Annotated in this window: 16 protein-coding genes and 1 pseudogene; 7 read left to right on the forward strand and 10 right to left on the reverse strand. The window is 72.0% G+C overall.

Translation table 11 applies throughout. The annotated features are described in order from the left end of the window. Positions 1-163: 163 nt before the first annotated feature. A complete protein-coding gene (locus G3I54_RS02470; protein ID WP_164610588.1) occupies positions 164-826 on the forward strand; it encodes a TetR-like C-terminal domain-containing protein in 663 nt (220 codons plus the stop codon). 43 nt (positions 827-869) lie between these two features. Beyond that, on the forward strand, positions 870-1,904 hold the full coding sequence (locus G3I54_RS02475) for an alpha/beta hydrolase (RefSeq protein WP_164610590.1): 1,035 nt from the start codon (positions 870-872) through the stop codon (positions 1,902-1,904). Positions 1,905-1,952: 48 nt separating this feature from the next. On the opposite strand, the gene G3I54_RS02480 is transcribed toward G3I54_RS02475, so the two are convergent. Genes G3I54_RS02480 through G3I54_RS02495 form a run of 4 tightly spaced genes read right to left on the reverse strand, consistent with a single transcriptional unit; the run spans position 1,953 to position 6,583 of the window. Next, positions 1,953-3,314 carry a GH1 family beta-glucosidase gene (locus tag G3I54_RS02480; RefSeq protein WP_164610592.1) on the reverse strand — a complete coding sequence of 454 codons (1,362 nt, stop codon included), beginning with the start codon at positions 3,312-3,314 and terminating at the stop codon, positions 1,953-1,955. 47 nt (positions 3,315-3,361) lie between these two features. Next, a complete protein-coding gene (locus tag G3I54_RS02485; protein WP_164610594.1) occupies positions 3,362-4,255 on the reverse strand; it encodes a carbohydrate ABC transporter permease in 894 nt (297 codons plus the stop codon). After that, complete coding sequence (locus G3I54_RS02490) at positions 4,248-5,261, reverse strand: sugar ABC transporter permease (protein WP_164610597.1); 1,014 nt, start codon at positions 5,259-5,261, stop codon at positions 4,248-4,250. The genes G3I54_RS02485 and G3I54_RS02490 overlap by 8 nt, the downstream gene beginning before the upstream one ends. A gap of 11 nt (positions 5,262-5,272) precedes the next feature. Beyond that, a complete protein-coding gene (locus tag G3I54_RS02495; protein ID WP_164610599.1) occupies positions 5,273-6,583 on the reverse strand; it encodes a sugar ABC transporter substrate-binding protein in 1,311 nt (436 codons plus the stop codon). A gap of 142 nt (positions 6,584-6,725) precedes the next feature. Between G3I54_RS02495 and G3I54_RS02500 the strand changes: the two genes are divergently transcribed. Continuing rightward, positions 6,726-8,060 carry an ROK family protein gene (locus G3I54_RS02500; RefSeq protein ID WP_164610601.1) on the forward strand — a complete coding sequence of 445 codons (1,335 nt, stop codon included), beginning with the start codon at positions 6,726-6,728 and terminating at the stop codon, positions 8,058-8,060. A gap of 69 nt (positions 8,061-8,129) precedes the next feature. Here the strand turns inward: G3I54_RS02500 and G3I54_RS02505 are convergent, their stop codons facing one another. Next, positions 8,130-8,600, reverse strand: a complete 471-nt coding sequence (locus tag G3I54_RS02505; RefSeq protein ID WP_164610603.1) for an NUDIX domain-containing protein — start codon at positions 8,598-8,600, stop codon at positions 8,130-8,132. A gap of 93 nt (positions 8,601-8,693) precedes the next feature. Between G3I54_RS02505 and G3I54_RS02510 the strand changes: the two genes are divergently transcribed. Then, the gene (locus G3I54_RS02510; RefSeq protein ID WP_164610605.1) at positions 8,694-8,909 is read left to right on the forward strand and encodes a hypothetical protein; all 216 of its coding nucleotides are present in this window, start codon (positions 8,694-8,696) and stop codon (positions 8,907-8,909) included. 15 nt (positions 8,910-8,924) lie between these two features. On the opposite strand, the gene G3I54_RS02515 is transcribed toward G3I54_RS02510, so the two are convergent. After that, positions 8,925-9,944: a LacI family DNA-binding transcriptional regulator gene (locus G3I54_RS02515; protein ID WP_164610608.1), complete on the reverse strand. Its 1,020-nt coding sequence runs from the start codon at positions 9,942-9,944 to the stop codon at positions 8,925-8,927. 73 nt (positions 9,945-10,017) lie between these two features. Further along, on the reverse strand, positions 10,018-10,770 hold the full coding sequence (locus G3I54_RS02520) for an SDR family oxidoreductase (protein ID WP_164610610.1): 753 nt from the start codon (positions 10,768-10,770) through the stop codon (positions 10,018-10,020). Between the two features lie 72 nt (positions 10,771-10,842). Here G3I54_RS02520 and G3I54_RS02525 point away from each other — a divergent pair. Beyond that, a pseudogene (locus G3I54_RS02525) lies at positions 10,843-11,462 on the forward strand (TetR/AcrR family transcriptional regulator). A 193-nt stretch (positions 11,463-11,655) separates the two neighbouring features. After that, entirely contained in the window at positions 11,656-13,008 is a 1,353-nt protein-coding gene (locus tag G3I54_RS02530) for a transglycosylase family protein (protein WP_164610614.1), read from the forward strand. Here G3I54_RS02530 and G3I54_RS02535 read toward each other — a convergent pair. Then, complete coding sequence (locus G3I54_RS02535) at positions 12,978-14,150, reverse strand: DMT family transporter (protein WP_164610616.1); 1,173 nt, start codon at positions 14,148-14,150, stop codon at positions 12,978-12,980. The genes G3I54_RS02530 and G3I54_RS02535 overlap by 31 nt on opposite strands. 245 nt (positions 14,151-14,395) lie before the next feature. On the opposite strand from G3I54_RS02535, the gene G3I54_RS02540 reads away from it, so the two are divergent. Further along, entirely contained in the window at positions 14,396-15,094 is a 699-nt protein-coding gene (locus tag G3I54_RS02540) for a (2Fe-2S)-binding protein (protein WP_164610618.1), read from the forward strand. Positions 15,095-15,116: 22 nt separating this feature from the next. Here G3I54_RS02540 and G3I54_RS02545 read toward each other — a convergent pair whose 3' ends face one another. Next, on the reverse strand, positions 15,117-15,479 hold the full coding sequence (locus tag G3I54_RS02545; protein WP_164610620.1) for an STAS domain-containing protein: 363 nt from the start codon (positions 15,477-15,479) through the stop codon (positions 15,117-15,119). Between the two features lie 221 nt (positions 15,480-15,700). Further along, on the reverse strand, positions 15,701-16,216 hold the full coding sequence (locus tag G3I54_RS02550; RefSeq protein ID WP_164610622.1) for a MarR family transcriptional regulator: 516 nt from the start codon (positions 16,214-16,216) through the stop codon (positions 15,701-15,703). Positions 16,217-16,295 lie beyond the last annotated feature (79 nt).

The raw sequence follows: 16,295 nt of genomic DNA on the forward strand, positions 1-16,295 counted from the left end.
CCCGCTGTCGGCGCGGCGAGGCGGTCCGCGGCGGCCACGGATCTCCGTGGCCGCCGCGGCCTCTTTATTTCCGCGCCCGCTGCTCGAATCCTGTGTACCTTAGGAATCTGCCTAGGGGTTCTAGGTTTCAGGGGGCACGGACAGACGGAGAAGAGGGCGTCGGATGGTGCGCGCGGGACTGACGGCCGAACGCGTGGTGGCGGCCGCGGCCGATCTGGCCGACTCCATCGGCTTCGACCAGGTGACGGTCTCGGCGGTGGCCCGGGGTTTCGGCGTCAAGGACGCCAGCCTCTACGGCCATGTCGGAGGCCTCCAGGACCTGCGCACCCGGGTCGCGCTGCTGGCCGCCGGAGAGTTCGCCGACCGGCTGAGCGAGGCGGTGGCCGGGCGCGCGGGCCGGGACGCGCTCGTCGGATTCGCCTACGCGTACCGGGCGTTCGCGCTGGAGCACCCCGGGCGGTACCAAGCGACGCAGATGAAGATCGACCCGGTGATCGCCCAGGAGTCCAGTGCATTCCGCCGGACGGTCTCGACCATCTACGCCATGATGCGCGCCTACCGGCTGACCGAGCCCGCGCTCACCGACGCCGTGCGGATGCTGCGCAGCACCCTGCACGGCTTCAGCGACCTGGAGGCGGACGGCGCGTTCCGGGCCGACCGTGACGTGGAGGCGTCCTGGGAGCGGACCGTGGAGGCGCTGCACCTGGTGCTGGAGAACTGGCCCGTGGGACCGGACCCCGAGGGCGGCAGTGCGACGGAGAAGGAAGACGAAGCGAAGGGGGACGGCCGTGCGGACAGGCATGCCGACGACGGACGGAATCACTGACGGATCCATGGAAGAGGCCACGGGAGGATCCATGGAAGGGGCCATGGACACGGTCGCCGTGCGCACCGGCCGGCTGGAGGCGCCCGGCGCGACGCTCCACTACGAGGTGCGCGGCCGCGGGCCGTTGCTGGTGATGATGCCGGGCGGCAGCGCCGACGCGGGCATCTACGACGCTCTCGCGGCGGAGCTGGCGGACCGGTGGACGGTGGCCACGTTCGATCCGCGCGGATATTCGCGCAGCACGCTCCACGCGCCGGTCGCCGACCAGCTGCCCCGCACGCACAGCGAGGACATCGCGCGCCTGATCGAGCTGCTGTCCCCGGACCCGGACGGCGCTCCGGCGGCCGTGTTCGGCTCCAGCTCCAGTGCGGTGGTCGCGGTGGACCTGCTGACCCGTCACCCCGGCCTGGTGAGCCGGGTCGTGGCGCACGAGCCGCCGCTGGTGGAGCTGCTGCCGGACCCGGCCGCCGGCCGTGCGCTCTTCGCCGCCGTACGGGAGTCCTTCCGGCGGGACGGGGTGGAGGCCGCCATGGCGACCATGGCCGCGGGGCTGGCCCCGGACGGCGCCGAGGAGGCGGCAGAGGCCGCTCCGCAAGCTTCCACGGACGCGGACCCCGAAGGCCCGGCGGACGCCCACAACGCCGAAGGCCCTACGGATGTCCGTCATGCCGAAGCTCCCGCAGACGCCCGCAACGCCGAAGGCCCGGCGGAGGACCGCCGGGCCGGGAGTGACGCGGGCGCCGGTCACCGGCCGTCCGCCGCCGGAGAGGGCGACGGCCCGTCCCCGGCCGAGGCCGCGACCTTCCGGCGGATGATCGCGAACCTGCCCGTCTTCCTGGAGCACGTGCTCTGCCCGTTCAGCGGGTACGTGCCCGACCTCGCCGCACTCCGGGCCGCCGCACCGAAGCTCGTCGTCGGCGTCGGACGGGACTCCCGCGCGCTCCTGCCCGCCGTCGCCGCCGAGCGGCTGGCCCGGCAGACCGGAAGCCGCACGGTGGAGTTCCCTGGAAGCCATATCGGGCTCACGGAGGACCCGGTGGCGTTCGGCGCCCGGCTGCGGGAGACCCTGCTCGCCTGACGCCGATGCCGCTGCGGAAGGCCGGGCCCGCCGGGCGGGCCCGGCAGGTCAGGCGGCGGCCCGGCCGCCGCGCCGTTCCGCGTGTTCCCGGACCAGCTCCGCGTACCGGCGGCCGCTGCTCTTGACCGTACGGCGCTGGGTCGCGTAGTCCACATGGACCAGGCCGAACCGCTTGTCGTAGCCGTACGCCCACTCGAAGTTGTCCAGCAGCGACCAGGCGAAGTAGCCGGCCAGCGGAGCGCCCTTGGCGACCGCGCGGGCGCAGGCGGCGAGGTGCTCCTCCAGGTACCGCACGCGCTCGGGGTCGTGGACCGAGCCGTCCGCTGCGACGACGTCCTCGTACGCCGAACCGTTCTCGGTGACGTAGATGCGCTGGACGCCGTAATCCTCGGTCAGGCGCAGCAGCAGCTGCTCCAGGCCCTCCGCGTGCACCTCCCAGTCCATGTGGGTGAGCCGGGCGCCGGGTACGGAGACCTGCTTGGCCCGGGGCGCGGTGCCGTCGGGGTCGGCCGTGACGATCTGGCGGAAATAGTAGTTCAAGCCCAGCCAGTCGAGCGGGGCCGCGATGGTCTCCAGGTCGCCCGGCCGGACCGGGAGTTCGACGTCGTACTCCGCCACCATGTCCTGCGGGTAGCCGCGCCCCAGGATCGGGTCCAGCCACCAGCGGTTGATGTGGCCGTCGGCGCGGCGGGCGGCGGCGAGGTCGGCCGCGCTCGTGCTCGCCGGCTCGATCGGGCTGAGGTTGTTGACGATGCCGATCCGGGCGTCCGAGGAGGCCGCCCGGATCGCCCGCACGGCCAGCCCGTGGCCGAGGTGCAGGTGGTAGGAGGCGCGTACGGCGGCGGTCAGGTCGGTGAGCCCCGGCGCCATCCGGCCCTCCAGATGCCCGATCCAGGCCGAGCAGAGCGGCTCGTTCAGCGTCGCCCAGTCCTTGACCCGGTCGCCGAGGCGCTCCACCACATGGGAGGCGTACGCCGCGAAGTGCTCCGAGGTCTCCCGTACGGTCCAGCCGCCCCGGTCCTGGAGCGCCTGCGGCAGATCCCAGTGGTAGAGGGTGGCGAACGGGGTGACACCGGCCTCCAGGAGGCCGTCCACGAGCCGGTCGTAGAAGTCCAGGCCCGCCTTGTTGACCGGCCCGTCGCCGCCGGGCACGACGCGCGGCCAGGCGACCGAGAAGCGGTAGGCGTCCGCGCCGAGCTGCTTGATCAGGCCGATGTCCTCGGGAACCCGGTGGTAGTGGTCGCAGGCGATGTCACCCGTGTCGCCGCCGTCGACCTTTCCGGGGGTGTGCGAGAACGTGTCCCAGATCGAGGGGGAGCGGCCGTCCTCGGCCACGGCTCCCTCGATCTGGTACGCGGCGGTGGCGACACCCCAGGTGAAGTCCGCCGGGAGGGCGTTGAGGTCGGACACGTGCTGCCTTTCTGTGGGGGCTGCGGGGCGACTGCCGCCGGTGGGGGTCACTTCACGGCTCCGGCCGTGAGACCGGCGACCAGATAGCGCTGGAGGAGCAGGAACCCGGCGACGACCGGGACGCTGACGACGAGCGAGGCGGCCATGACCTGGTTCCAGTAGACGTCGTTCTGCGTGGCGTAGCCCTGGAGGCCGACGGAGAGGGTCCGGGTGGCGTCGTTCGTCATGACGGACGCGAAGAGCACTTCGCCCCAGGCCGTCATGAAGGAGTAGACGGACACCGCGACGATGCCCGGCACGGCGGCCGGCACGACGACCTGGAAGAGCGCGCGGACCGGTCCGCAGCCGTCCACCAGAGCGGCCTCGTCGAGGTCGCGGGGGATGGAGTCGAAGTAGCCGATCAGCATCCAGATCGAGAACGGCAGCGAGAACGTGAGGTACGTCAGGATGAGGCCGCCGCGCGAGCCGTACAGGGCCACGCCGGTGCTGTTGCCGATGTTGACGAAGATGAGGAACAGCGGCAGCAGGAAGAGGATCCCCGGGAACATCTGCGTGGACAGCACCGTGACGGTGAAGACCCGCTTGCCCCGGAACCGGTAGCGGCTCACCGCGTACGCCGAGAACACCGCGATCGTCACCGACAGCACCGTCGCCGAGCCCGCCACGATCAGCGAGTTGACGAAGTACTTGGCGAGCGGAACGGTCTCCCAGATGTCGAAGTACGGCCGGATCGTCAGCGTCGACGGAATCCACTGGAACTTCCCCGACACGTCCTGGAGCGGCTTCAGCGAACTGCTGACCATCACGTAGACCGGCAGCAGGACGAAGCCGGCGAGCAGCGTCAGGACGATGCGGCGGGTCCAGAGGAAGGACTGCGGCGCGGCCATCGGCGAGCGGGCCCGCGACCGGGTGGTGCGGGTCGGCCGCGTGAGGCTAGACATCGGCGCCCTTCCTTCCGCGCGAGGTGAAGAACAGATAGACGGCCGTCACGACCAGCAGGAAGAGCAGCAGCAGGACCGACATCGCGGACCCGGTGCCGAAGTTCCAGGTGACGAACGACGACTGGTAGATGTGGATCGAGATCAGGTCCGCGCTCTCCGGCGCCGACTTCCCGAACAGGACGTACGGCGTGTTGAAGTCGTTGAACGTCCACAGGAAGAGCACGAGGACCAGCACCTGGTTGACCGGGCGCAGCGAGGGCAGCGTGATCCGGCGGATCTGCTGCCAGATGCCCGCGCCGTCGATCGAGGCGGCCTCGTACAGCTCGCGCGGGATGTTCTGGAGCCCGGCCATCAGCATGAGGAACGCGAACGGCCAGCCCTTCCACACCGAGACGATGATCAGGGTGTAGATGCTGTTGTCGCCGATCAGCCAGAACGACGGCTCGTCGGTGATGCCGAGCTGATCGTGCAGGACGTGGTTGATCAGCCCGTTGTCCCGCTGGAACATGAACGCCCAGGTGATGACGGCCGCGTAGACCGGCAGCGCGTACGGGACGAGGAAGATCGCCCGCAGGACGCCCCGGCCCCGGAAGCTCTCCTGGAGGAGGATCGCCGCGGCGGTGCCCAGCAGCCAGGCGAACCCGACCGAGAAGAACGTGAAGACGCAGGTCACGAAGAACGAGTGGAGCAGGGCCTCGCCGATCGGCGCGTCGAAGTCGACGGCGATCCTGTAGTTGTCGAAGCCGGTCCAGGGCGCCGCACCCCAGTTGTTGATGAAGAACTGGGTGAGCTGACGGAAGCTCATCACGATCCCGATGACCATCGGGATGATGTGGATGAGCAGTTCCAGCAGGACGGCGGGCAGCAGCAGGAGATAGGGCAGTCCGCCTTGGCGGATCCGGTCGGGGATGCGCGGCAGTCTCCTGCGCGCACCCCCGGTGCCCCGGCTCGTACCCTTACCGGTCGACTTGTCGACCTCAGGGTCCGTGGTGACGGTGGCGGTCATGGATCAGGGCCTCACTGCTGCATCGTCTGCTGGGCCTTTTCCAGGCGCGCCTTGACGGATTCGTCGGTGATGGGGCGTCCGGCCGCCGCGTCCGCCCACAGCTCCTTGACCGCCGTGCCCACGGCCGTCTCGAACTGCGACTCGTTCGGGACCTGGGGGAGCGGGGCGGCGCTGGTGGCGAGAGTGTCGCGGAGGACCTTCAGGTCGGGGGCGCCGAACGCCTCATCGGCCTGTGCGGCCTTGACCGGAGGGATCGAGCCGTAGGTCTTGTTGAGCAGCTTCTGCTCGGCGTCGCTCGTCATGAACTTCACGAACTTCTTCGCGCCGTCGATGTTCTTGGTGTTCTTGAACACCGCCATGTTGATGCCCGCGACCATGGAGTTGGTCTGCTTGCCCGCGCCCGGCGCGCCCGAGGGGACCGGCACCGGGGCCGCGCCCCAGTCCTCCGGCTTCATGCCCTGGGCGGCGAAGGTGGAGGCGGCGGCCTGCCACAGCACCATGGCCGTCTTGCCCTTGGCGAAGTCGGTGAGCGACTGGTTCTGGGCGTACTCCGCGTTGCCCGGAGCGATGATCTTGTCCTTGGCCATGAAGTCGATGTACTGCTTCACCGCCGCGACCGCACCGTCCGAGGTGAAGGTCGCCTTGCCGTCCTTGTCGAAGAAGTCGGCGCCGTGCTGCTGGCCCAGGACGAAGGTCTGGTGGATGTTGTTGGAGAGGTTGCCGCCCTCGGCGCCAAGACCCCACTTGCCGTCCTTGGATATCTTCTTGCCGGTCGCGACCAGCTCGTCCCAGGTGGCCGGGGGCTTCTCGACGCCCGCCTCGGCGAACATCTTCTTGTTGTAGTAGAGGGCGTACGCCAGCGAGTACAGCGGCACGGCGGCGGGCGGCTCGCCCTCCTTGCCGGCCGAGGCGACCGCCGAGTCGACGAAGCGGTCCCGGCCGCCGATCGCCTCGAAGTTCTTCTCGTCCCACGGCAGGAGCGCGCCGGTCGCCTGGAGCGAGGCCGACCAGGTGTTGCCGATGTTCAGCACGTCCGGGCCCTGACCGGAGCTGGTGGCGGCGAGGATCCGGTTCAGCAGGTCGGCCCACGGCACGACCTCCAGCTTCACCTTGATCCCGGTCTCCTTCTCGAACTTCTTCAGCTCGGGAGTGAGGATCTCCTTGTCGGCCTCGATGCTGGGGCCCTGGTTGGACGCCCAGTAGGTGAGGGTCTTCGGCGACTCGTTGCTGCCGCCCGATGTGGTCCCGCCGCCACAGCCGGTGGCGGCTACGGCGATGGCGAGGGCGAGGGTGACGGCGCTTGCGGCTCTGACATGACGCATGTGAGGTGGCCCCTTTCCGGGGATGGCTGCGTTCGGGAACCGAACGGCCTCCATGACTTAATTTATGCCGTGATTTAAGAGGTGAGAGAAGGTCGCGTCAAGGCCTGGGACCGGGGTATGTTCCTGGGCGGGAAGGAGCAACATGGCCGAGCGCAACAGACGGACCGTGCGTGACCTGCGGCGGGGCAACCGGGCGAGGGTATTGCAACGGTTGTATTTCGACGGCCCGCTGAGCCGTCAGGAGCTCGGACCGGTCACGGGCCTGAGTTCGGGTTCCATCAGCAACGTCGTCGCGGAACTCTCCGCCGAGGGCCTGCTGGAGGAGGCCGGCATCGTCGACTCCGACGGCGGCCGCCCGCGTACGCTGCTGCGCGTCGCCCCGGACGGCGGACTGCTCGTCGGCATCGACATCGGCGAGACCCGGGTCCGGGTCGAGCTATTCGACCTCTCCCTGACCGAACTGGCCCGCACCGAACGGCTGCTGGCCCAGCACGGTTACGACGTCGAGCGCATCGTCGCCCATGTCCGCACCGGTGTCGCGGACGTGCTGCGCGACGCGGGCGCCGACCCGCGCCGGCTCCTCGGCATCGGCATCGGAGTCCCCGGCATCATCGAACGCGACGGCCCCGAAGGCCCCGACGGCACGCGCGGCGCGGTGGTGCACGGCCAGACCATCGGCTGGCGCGCGGTCCCCTTCGAGCAGCTGCTGCGCGAGGCGGTCGACGTACCGCCCGAGGTGCCGCTCTTCATCGACAACGGCGCCAAGACGCTCGGCCAGGCCGAGATGTGGTTCGGCGGCGGCCGGGGCGCGGGCGCCGCCGCCATCGCCCTCATCGGCTCGGGCGTCGGCGCCTGCGTCGACCACGGCGACATCCTCGACGAGGACCGCACCAGCCTCGCCCTCGAATGGGGGCACACCACCGTCCAGTTGCGCGGCCGCCGGTGCCGCTGCGGCTCCATCGGCTGCCTGGAGGCGTACGCGGGCGCGGAGGCCCTGCGCGAGCGCTGGCGCGAGGCGGGCGGCCCGCTGCCCGAGGACGCCGACGACGAGACCGCGCTGGCGGCCCTGCTCGCCGCCGCCTACCCGGCGCGCCGAGGCGTCACCCCGGACCCGGTGGCCCTCGCGCTGCTCGACGAGACGGCAGAATGCCTCGGCGCGGCCCTCGCCGACCTGATCAACCTCTTTCTGCCCGAGCGGATCCTGATCGGCGGCTGGGCGGGCCTGCTCATCGGCCCCCGCCTGCTGCCCGAGATCCGCCGGTACGCGAACGAGTACGCCCTGCGCCACGCGGCGGCCCGCACCACCATCGAGATGGGCCGCCTCGGCCCGGACGCGGTCACCGTGGGCGCGGCCACGCTCCCGCTCGCCGACTTCCTCACCCGGGGCGGCAGCCGCCCGGGGCCGGGCGCGACCGGTACGCCGCCGCGTACGGCGGCCCAGGCGGTACGGGAACGCCACCGCACGTCGACGGGCTGAGCGGGCGGGGGAGGGCTCCGGGCGGCGGTCCCGTGTCGGCCGCCCGTGCCCCGCGCCGCTGCCGCCGGGCTACCGCTTCGTGCCGTCGGGCGAGACCCAGCGCGGGTCCACCCGTCCCAGCCACGCGTCCTGGGCGTCGGCCAGCGGGCGCTCCAGGGGGAGCGGCGCGAACCGGCAGGCGAACCGCATCCCCGCGTCGCCCCCGTCGCCGCGCACCCGGTGCTCCCACGCCGAAGGCCCGTCCGGCGGGGCGTCGAGCAGGAGGAAGGTGGTCAGCCGGGGCTGCCCGGTCTCGGGATGCGCCCGCCCGTCCACCGCGATCCGCCGGACGACACGGGCTCCGGTCAGCCCGGTCTCCTCGGCGACCTCGCGCAGGACGGCCCGTTCCGGATCCTCACCGGGCGCGATGCCGCCCGCGGGCACCTGGGTGCCCGCCTCCGGAAAGTCCAGATGGTCGAAGACCAGCAGGGCGGGGGAGGGGTGACGCCGGATCACATAGGCGGCTACCCGGGCGCGGGGCGGGGAAGGGGCGGCGGTCATGAACGTATCCTCGTGGACGCCCGTGACTCCCCGCCAGTTCGATGGCGGCCCTCGGGCCCTGTCCGGCGGGCGCGGCGGCATAGGCTCCGGGGCATGCACAGCACCCTGACCGGGCACGCGCGTTGTCTCTACGGGGACGAGAACCGGCCCACGCCGAAGTGCGACCTCGAACACCGGGAGCACTACTTCGTCGAGGAGCTGACCTTCGCGGACGCGGACGCGATCCTCGGCCTGTGGCTGCACGGCCCGGACTGGGACCACATCGCGGCAGAACTGACGAGGCGGGCGGACGCGCTGGGAACGGGCTGATCCAAACGACAGGCCCTAGGCCGATCCCCGTACCACCAGCTCCGGTTCGAAGATCACGGAGGTCACCGGGCCGTCCGGCCGGGCCAGTCGGTCCAGCAGCAGACGCGTCATCTCGGCGGCCATCCCCTCCACCGGCTGGCGGACCGTGGTCAGCGGCGGGCGGCAGGCCAGGGCGGCGCTGCTGTCGTCGAAGCCCACCACCGCCACGTCCTCCGGCACCGAGCGGCCGTGCTCCCGCAGGACATGACAGGCCCCCAGGGCCATCAGGTCGTTGGCGGCGAAGACCCCGTCCAGGTCGGGGTGTTCCGCCAGCAGCCGCTCCATCGCCGCCTCGCCGCTCTCCTGGGTGAACTGCCCCTCGACGGTGGGGACGTACGGGTGCCCGTGGCGCGCCATGGTGTCCCGGAAACCCGTCAACCGGGCCTGGCCGGCCGGGACGTCCAGCGGGCCGCTGATCGTCGCGATCCGGCGGCAGCCCCGGCGCAGGAGATGCTCGGCCGCCAGTCCGGCGTCCGCGATCAGGGCGGGCAGCGGGTCCTCGGCGTGCGTCGAGACGACCAGGGCCCCGTCCGCGCTGCCCTGCCGCAGATACGCCACCACCTCCTCGCGCGCCCGTGAGGTCTCCGCGAACATCAGCACCGGGTGCATCCCGCGCGGACGCAGGTAGTTGACCACCCCGGTCACCACCCGGCCGAAGAACGGGTCGGCGAACACCTGCGCGGTGAACGAGCCCGCATCGCCGGACCCGTCCCCGGGGGCTCCGGTGTCGGCGTCCTCCCCGGCCGCCTCCGGCTCGACGCCCGCGCCCGACACCACCAGGGCGACGGCGTCGGCCCGCCGGGTGACCAGGGACCGGGCCGCCCGGTTCGGGGTGTAGCCCGTCACGGAGACCGCGTGCCGCACGGCCTCCTGGATCACCGGGTCGACGTTGCGCACCCCGTTGATGACCCGGGAGACGGTGGCGCGCGAAACGCCGGCCGCCCGCGCCACGTCCTCCAGGGTGGGTGCTCCGGCCGACCGCAGATCATCCGTCATGAGCGCCTTTATAGCACTAACGGAGAGCGCTCTCCATGGTCGGCCGCCCCGGCCCTGATCCGCCGAACGCGCCCTAGGCCAGCGAGCCGCCCGTCGTGTCGATCCAGTGGCCCGTGATCCATCGGCCCCCGTCCGAGGCCAGGAAAGCCACCACGTCGGCGATGTCCGCGGGCGTGCCGACCCTCCCCAGGGCCGACAGGGCGGCCGCACCGGCCCAGGCCTCGTCGCCCGAGTGCAGCCAGTCCGCGTTGGCGTCGGTGTCCACGATGCCCGGCGCCACCGCGTTGACGGTGATGCCCCGCTCGCCGAGCACCTTGGACAGATACCGGGTGAACACGTCCAGCGCGCCCTTGGTCATGGCGTAGGCGATCAGGTCCGGCATCATCGCCGCGTGGCTGAGGCCCGTCGAGATGTTGATGACGCGTCCGCCGTCACGCAGCCGGTCGAGGCCCGACTGTGTGAGGAAGAACGGCGCCTTGGTGTTGACGGTGAACAGGCGGTCGTACTCCTCCTCGCCGATCTCCGTGAAGTTCCGCGAAGCGCCGATCCCCGCGTTGTTCACCAGGATGTCCAGGCCGTCCGCGTGCTCGTCGAAGGCCGCCCACAGCGCGGCGGCGGCCCCCGGCGCCCCCAGCTCCGCGCCGAGCGCGAACGCCTTGCCGCCCGCCGCCTCGATGGCGGCCACGGTCTCCTCGGCCGCCGCCCGGTTGCTGCCGTAGTGCACGCCGACGACCGCTCCGTCCCGGCCCAGCCGTTCGGCTATCCCTCGTCCGATGCCCCTGCTGCCGCCGGTGACCAGTGCCGTCTTCCCTGTGAGCGAGCCCATGGCTCCGCCCTCCTTTTGATTAGCGGTCGCTACAGAAAAGACCGTAACACGTTCCCTAGCGGTCGCTATAGAATTGGTGCATGGCGACGAAACAGCGCGGCAGGCCACGGTCCTTCGATCGGGAGGACGCTCTCCGGAAGGCGATGCTGACCTTCTGGGAGCAGGGGTACGAGGCGACCTCGATCGCGGATCTGACGCGCGTGATGGGCATCGCCGCGCCCAGCCTGTACGCGGCGTTCGGCGACAAGCGCACCCTCTTCGCAGAGGTCGTCGAGACGTACGCGAACCTCTTCGGCGGCTTCGGCGACCGTGCCATGGCCGAGGAGCCGACCGTGCGCCGCGGCTTCGCGCGGATGCTGCGCGAGGCGGCGGCGGAGTACACGGCGGCCGGCCGGCCGCACGGCTGCATGCTGCTCAGCGCCGCCGAGAACTGCTCGTCGGACGAGGTGGTGGCGAAGCTGCGCGGCCAACGCGAGCGGAACGTGGCGGAGTTCCGGCGGCGTATCCAGGCCGACATCGACGGGGGAGTGCTGCCCGCGGACGCCGACGCGGCGGCGCTCGCACGCTATACGGCGGCCGTCATCCAGGGAATGTCGCAGCAGGCGCGGGACGGCGCGAGCCGCGCGGAGCTGGAGACGCTCGCGGAGGTGGCCATGCAGGCCTGGCCGGAGGAGTCCGGAGAGGCGCGGTGAGGGCTGAACGCATCCAGGAGTGAAGGCAGTTCGCGGCTCCGGCCGGATGCGCTCCCCGCCGGATCGCCGGGGGCGGAATCCGGCCACGGACCGACCGGGGGCGGCCGAGTATCACGTTTTGCTTGTGATCAGTCACAGCGCGGACCTACGTTGCCCCTTGCGAGATGTCCCAAAGCCAGTGGGGGAGCCAAGTATGGCCGCGACCGGACGGCACCGCAGGTATCAGCCCAGCCGGATCAACCGTGCCTCGCTCACGGTGACGGCGGGCGGCGCGGGCATCGCGCTCCCGCTCATCACCGCGGCCTCGGCGGGGGCCGCACCGGTCGACACCTGGGAGAAGGTCGCCGCCTGCGAGTCCAGCGGCAATTGGGCGGTCAACACGGGCAACGGCTATTACGGCGGGCTGCAGTTCAGCGGCTCCACCTGGGCGGCCTTCGGCGGCACGCAGTACGCGCCGCGCGCCGACCTCGCCACCCGCGAGCAGCAGATCGCCATCGCCGAGAAGGTGCTCGACGGTCAGGGCCCCGGCGCCTGGCCCACCTGTTCCGTACGGGCGGGGCTCACCCGGGGCGGCGACGCGCCCGGGACCGCCCCGGAGGCGGGGACCGACGCGCAGAGCGCGGGAAGCCGGCCCGTCCAGGCCGCGGCGCCGCGGAGCGCGCCCGCCAGGCAGCCGCAGACCCGGCCCGCCGAGGCGACGCCCACCCACGTACCGGGCAAGCGTGACTCGTACACCGTCGCGAGCGGCGACTCCCTCTCCGGGATCGCGTCCGCCCAGCGGGTGCGCGGCGGCTGGCAGGGCCTCTACGCGGCCAACCGCGGCGTCGTCGGAAGCGACCCGGACCTGATCTTCCCCGGCCAGCGGCTGAGCCTCGACCCGAGCCGGGCGCCGAAGGCGGGGGAGGGGAAGAGCCCCGGCAAGCCCGTGCGGCAGACCGCCCCGAAGCCCCCGGCGGCCGCGCCCGACGCGAAGAAGGCGGACCAGCCCAAGGCCGCGCCGAAGCAGGAAGCACCGAAGCAGCAGGCGCCCAAGAAAGAGACACCCAAGAAGGAAGCGCCCGAGCGAGAAGCGCCCAAGAAGGAAGCACCGAAGAGAGAAGCGCCCAAGAAGGAGGCGCCCGCTCCGGAGCGGGCCGTGAAGCACTCCGGTTTCAGCGCCCCGGTGGCCGCAGGCACCGGCACCCCCTACCGGCAGGCCGGCTCCTGGTCCAGCGGCTATCACACGGGCGTGGACTTCCCCGTGCCCACCGGGACATCGGTGAAATCGGTGGCCCCGGGCCGCGTCGTCTCGGCCGGCTGGGCCGGAGCGTACGGCTACGAGGTCGTCATCCGGCACGGCGACGGCAAGTACAGCCAGTACGCCCATCTCTCCGCGCTCCATGTGCGCGCGGGCCAGTCGGTCTCCGGTGGGCAGCGCATCGCCCGCTCCGGCTCCACGGGCAACAGCACGGGCCCGCACCTGCACTTCGAGGTCCGCACGGGCCCCGGCTACGGCTCGGACGTCGACCCGCTCGCCTACCTCCGGGCCGGCGGCGTCAGGGTCTGAACCGTCCGCTCGGAGCGGGGTCGCCGCAGGGTGGCCCCGCCCCGCCGCCGCTGCTCCGCGAGCGGGCCCGGCGCACCGAACTCCACCTGCGGCACCGCCTGCCCCGGCGGCAGGGGCGACGACGTGTGCGCCACGGACAGCCGCCCCGGAGCGGATTCCGGCACGACCGGTGACGGCTTGAGGTGCCCGTCCTCCCGCCCCTCCGCGCCGGGCGCAGCGTCCTTGGAACCACCGGAGTCGGCGGCAGGGGCCGCGCGGTGCCCGCCGGGGTCCGTCGCCTCAGGGTCCGTCAAGGGCCGAGGCTCCTGGGCGTGGTCCTTGCCCATCCGCTCCAGAGTCAGCATGATCAGGCCGCCCGCGGCCACGGCTCCGGAGAAGAGGGCCAGAACGGTGCCCGGGACACCGAGGCGGAAGTGCTCGCCGAACAGGGTGATGCCGATCGCGGCGGCCACCACCGGGTTGACCACCGTCACCGTCGCGAGCGGAGCCGTGAGCCCCGCGCCCCGGTAGGCGGCCTGGGACAGGAACAGACCCGCCGCCGCGAGCCCGGCGATCACCAGTAGCGGCAGTGCGCCCGAGCGCACCGAACCGGAAGTCCACTCCACGGCCACGGTCTTGGTGAACACCGAGGCCATACCGAACGCCCCGCCCGCCCCCGTGGCCAGAACGATGCTGCGCAGGACCGGCCGGTGCAGCGTACGGGCGAGCACGACGAGCGCGCCGACGGTCCCGAACGTCACCGAGGCCAGCAGCACCTGCTCGGGACCGTTCAGGGTGTGCGGCTCGGCGTTCCCCGTGAGCGCCAGCAGTCCGCCGAGTCCGGCCGTCGCCATCAGAGCGCCGCGCCAGGCCGTCGCCCCGGCCCGCCGCCCGACGAACAGGGCCGCCATCGGCAGGGCGAAGACGATCGTCAGCGCGCCGAGCGGCTGGACCAGGCTGAGCGGACCGTAGGCGAGCGCCACCACGTGCAGCACCGCACCGGTCCCGTTGAGCAGCACGGCGACCCACCACACGCCGTTGCGCACCAGGGCGCGCGAGGAGTTGTCACCGGTCGCGGCCACGCGCTCCTGGATGATCGCCCCGGCCGCGTAGGCGACCGCGGAGACCAGTGACAGCAGCACGGACAACGCAAGGGAGCTCATGTACACCACGATGTCCCGTCCGGGGCCCCACGTCGTCGTCCTTGAGACTGCACTTCGGCCTACTGCCCCAGTAGTACGCCCGGCGGACCGACGTCCTCCTCCCGACGGTAGTCCTGCCGCCCCCAGCCGTCAGAAGTTGCCGCCCGGCGGATACGGTGAGCCGCGAGGACGACACAGCCGGTGGCCGTACGGCCGGTCACCGGAGCGGCCCGGAGACGGACCGGGAAGCGAGGGGGGAACAGGGCATGGACCTGGTGCTACAGGCGTCGGTCGGCGGATTCTTCGCGCTGCGGACCACCCCGGTGCCCGGCGGCGGACACCGGCCGCTGGAGCGGTTGTACGCGGGTGAGAACGGTCCTCTCGCCGCGCGTGTCGACAGGGTCGCGGCGCGTCTCGCGGCCCCCGAGCGCAGGGTCGCCGCCTCCATCGCCCACCTCGGACTGGCCGCCCGGCTCTGGTCCCTCGCTTTGGGCCCGGCCGCGCTCTTCGGACGGATCCCCGCCCTGCCGCCCGGTGCCCTCCACTGGGACCCGCTGTCCACCTCGCCGGATGACCTGTGGCTGTCGGGGACGACGGAGCTGCCCGGCACGGCGGCCCGGATCCGCGAAGAGGTGCAGTACGGGCATCTGGTGCCGCTGGCCGAGGCGTTCCGGCGCGACGGGAACATCTCGCCGCGGCTGCTGTGGGGCAACGCGGGGTCCGCGCTCGCCGGAGCCGTACGCGAACTCGTCGCCTTCGCGCGTGCCCAGGACCGGCCGGACGTGGCCGCACGGGCCCGCGCGCTGGCGGCCGAGCTCTTCGACGACGAGGCGCTGCGCGGCACCGGCTCCCCGCACGGTCCGGCGTTCCGGCGGCGCAGCTGCTGCCTGTACTGGCGCTGCCCGGGCGGCGGGCTGTGCGGGGACTGCGTGTTCGACCGGGCGCCCGGGTCGGCGGGGCGGTAGCCGACCCGGGCGCGTCAGGCCGTCAGGAAGGCAGTACGGCGTCGATGGCGTCGTCCACGGCCGACAGGACGGGCAGTGCGCTGTCGAGGCCGATCATGTCGATCAGGCGTCGCATGAACGGGGACGGGGCGGCCAGCCGCAGCCGGTCGCCCAGCGCGGTGTGGCCCTGGAGGAGCACGTTCACCGTCGTCGAGTCCGCGAAACCGACGCCGGAGAGGTCCACGACGACCGGGCCGGAGCCGTCGTCGGCCGCCGAGGTCAGAGCGAGGCCCAGCGGCGCGACGCTGTCGATGTCGAGGTCACCCGACACGGCGAGGACCAGAGCACCCCGCTCCTGCCGGGTGGTGATTCTGACGGCTCTGTCTTCGTTGGGCGATGAAAGCACGGAAGGCACCTCGGGCGGGTCGGAAGGGGTCGGAGAGCCGTTCTGCCGGACGGGTCGGCATGGTTCCGTCCCTGGTCGCGGCGGGGTACGAGGCAACGATAGAAGTAACAGTTGCCATTTGACAACATTCTCCATTGGGTAACAATCTGATCCCCGACGGTTGCTCGGGCGGCCGTAGAAGGTGGTCGACCGATGGATGCGGAAGCGGGAGCCGGATGAAGCTAGGCGCTGTCGGCGACATCGTCGCGAAGCGGGGAGACGGCGCTGTCCCTGTGCGGGGAAAGGCGCTCCGAAGCGGCGGCGTGGAAGGCCGCGAGGCCCTCGGCGAGCGCCGCGAGCGCGGCGGGATCCATCCGCTCCAGCACGGCGTTCAGCTCGGCGGCGCGCAGCGCCCGGTACTCTTCGAGAAGGGCGCGGCCGCGCGGACTCAACCGCAGCTCCACTTCCCGCCGACTGGTCGGGCTGGGCGCACGCTGGAGGAGCCCCATCGCCTCCATCCGGTCGCAGAGCCTGCTGACGGAGGGGGCACTGGAGCCCAGGGCCTCGCCCAGCGCCCGCAGATTGGTGCCTTCCTGCCTCTCGATCACGAGCAGGGCCCGAAGCTGGGAGGGCGATACGGTTCCCGAAGCGGCGGATTCCTGGCCTCTGCCCCACAGCACCTCCAGCAGCTCCGAGGCGGCGACCGCGTCGGCGGACGCCTGTTCGCGGCTGCTCGGGCGAAATCCTCGGTGGGGCATTCAGCCACTGTGTCACCCGTCAGGCCCGCTTGTCAGCCCGGGCCCGGCCCCTACCACGTCGCAGGACGAAGATTGCGCG

It is taken from the genome of Streptomyces sp. SID14515 (assembly GCF_010548505.1).
GTDB classification, from domain to species: domain Bacteria; phylum Actinomycetota; class Actinomycetes; order Streptomycetales; family Streptomycetaceae; genus Streptomyces; species Streptomyces caviscabies.

Excerpts from the sequence above, each read along its gene's own strand:
- G3I54_RS02495 (WP_164610599.1), bottom strand. The coding sequence starts at position 6,583 with ATGCGTCATGTCAGAGCCGCAAGCGCCGTCACCCTCGCCCTCGCCATC.
- G3I54_RS02530 (WP_164610614.1), top strand. The coding sequence starts at position 11,656 with ATGGCCGCGACCGGACGGCACCGCAGGTATCAGCCCAGCCGGATCAAC.
- G3I54_RS02475 (WP_164610590.1), top strand. The coding sequence starts at position 870 with ATGGACACGGTCGCCGTGCGCACCGGCCGGCTGGAGGCGCCCGGCGCG.
- G3I54_RS02510 (WP_164610605.1), top strand. The coding sequence starts at position 8,694 with ATGCACAGCACCCTGACCGGGCACGCGCGTTGTCTCTACGGGGACGAG.
- G3I54_RS02550 (WP_164610622.1), bottom strand. The coding sequence starts at position 16,216 with ATGCCCCACCGAGGATTTCGCCCGAGCAGCCGCGAACAGGCGTCCGCC.
- G3I54_RS02485 (WP_164610594.1), bottom strand. The coding sequence starts at position 4,255 with ATGTCTAGCCTCACGCGGCCGACCCGCACCACCCGGTCGCGGGCCCGC.
- G3I54_RS02535 (WP_164610616.1), bottom strand. The coding sequence starts at position 14,150 with ATGAGCTCCCTTGCGTTGTCCGTGCTGCTGTCACTGGTCTCCGCGGTC.
- G3I54_RS02490 (WP_164610597.1), bottom strand. The coding sequence starts at position 5,261 with ATGACCGCCACCGTCACCACGGACCCTGAGGTCGACAAGTCGACCGGT.
- G3I54_RS02470 (WP_164610588.1), top strand. The coding sequence starts at position 164 with ATGGTGCGCGCGGGACTGACGGCCGAACGCGTGGTGGCGGCCGCGGCC.
- G3I54_RS02540 (WP_164610618.1), top strand. The coding sequence starts at position 14,396 with ATGGACCTGGTGCTACAGGCGTCGGTCGGCGGATTCTTCGCGCTGCGG.
- G3I54_RS02515 (WP_164610608.1), bottom strand. The coding sequence starts at position 9,944 with ATGACGGATGATCTGCGGTCGGCCGGAGCACCCACCCTGGAGGACGTG.
- G3I54_RS02500 (WP_164610601.1), top strand. The coding sequence starts at position 6,726 with ATGGCCGAGCGCAACAGACGGACCGTGCGTGACCTGCGGCGGGGCAAC.
- G3I54_RS02520 (WP_164610610.1), bottom strand. The coding sequence starts at position 10,770 with ATGGGCTCGCTCACAGGGAAGACGGCACTGGTCACCGGCGGCAGCAGG.
- G3I54_RS02505 (WP_164610603.1), bottom strand. The coding sequence starts at position 8,600 with ATGACCGCCGCCCCTTCCCCGCCCCGCGCCCGGGTAGCCGCCTATGTG.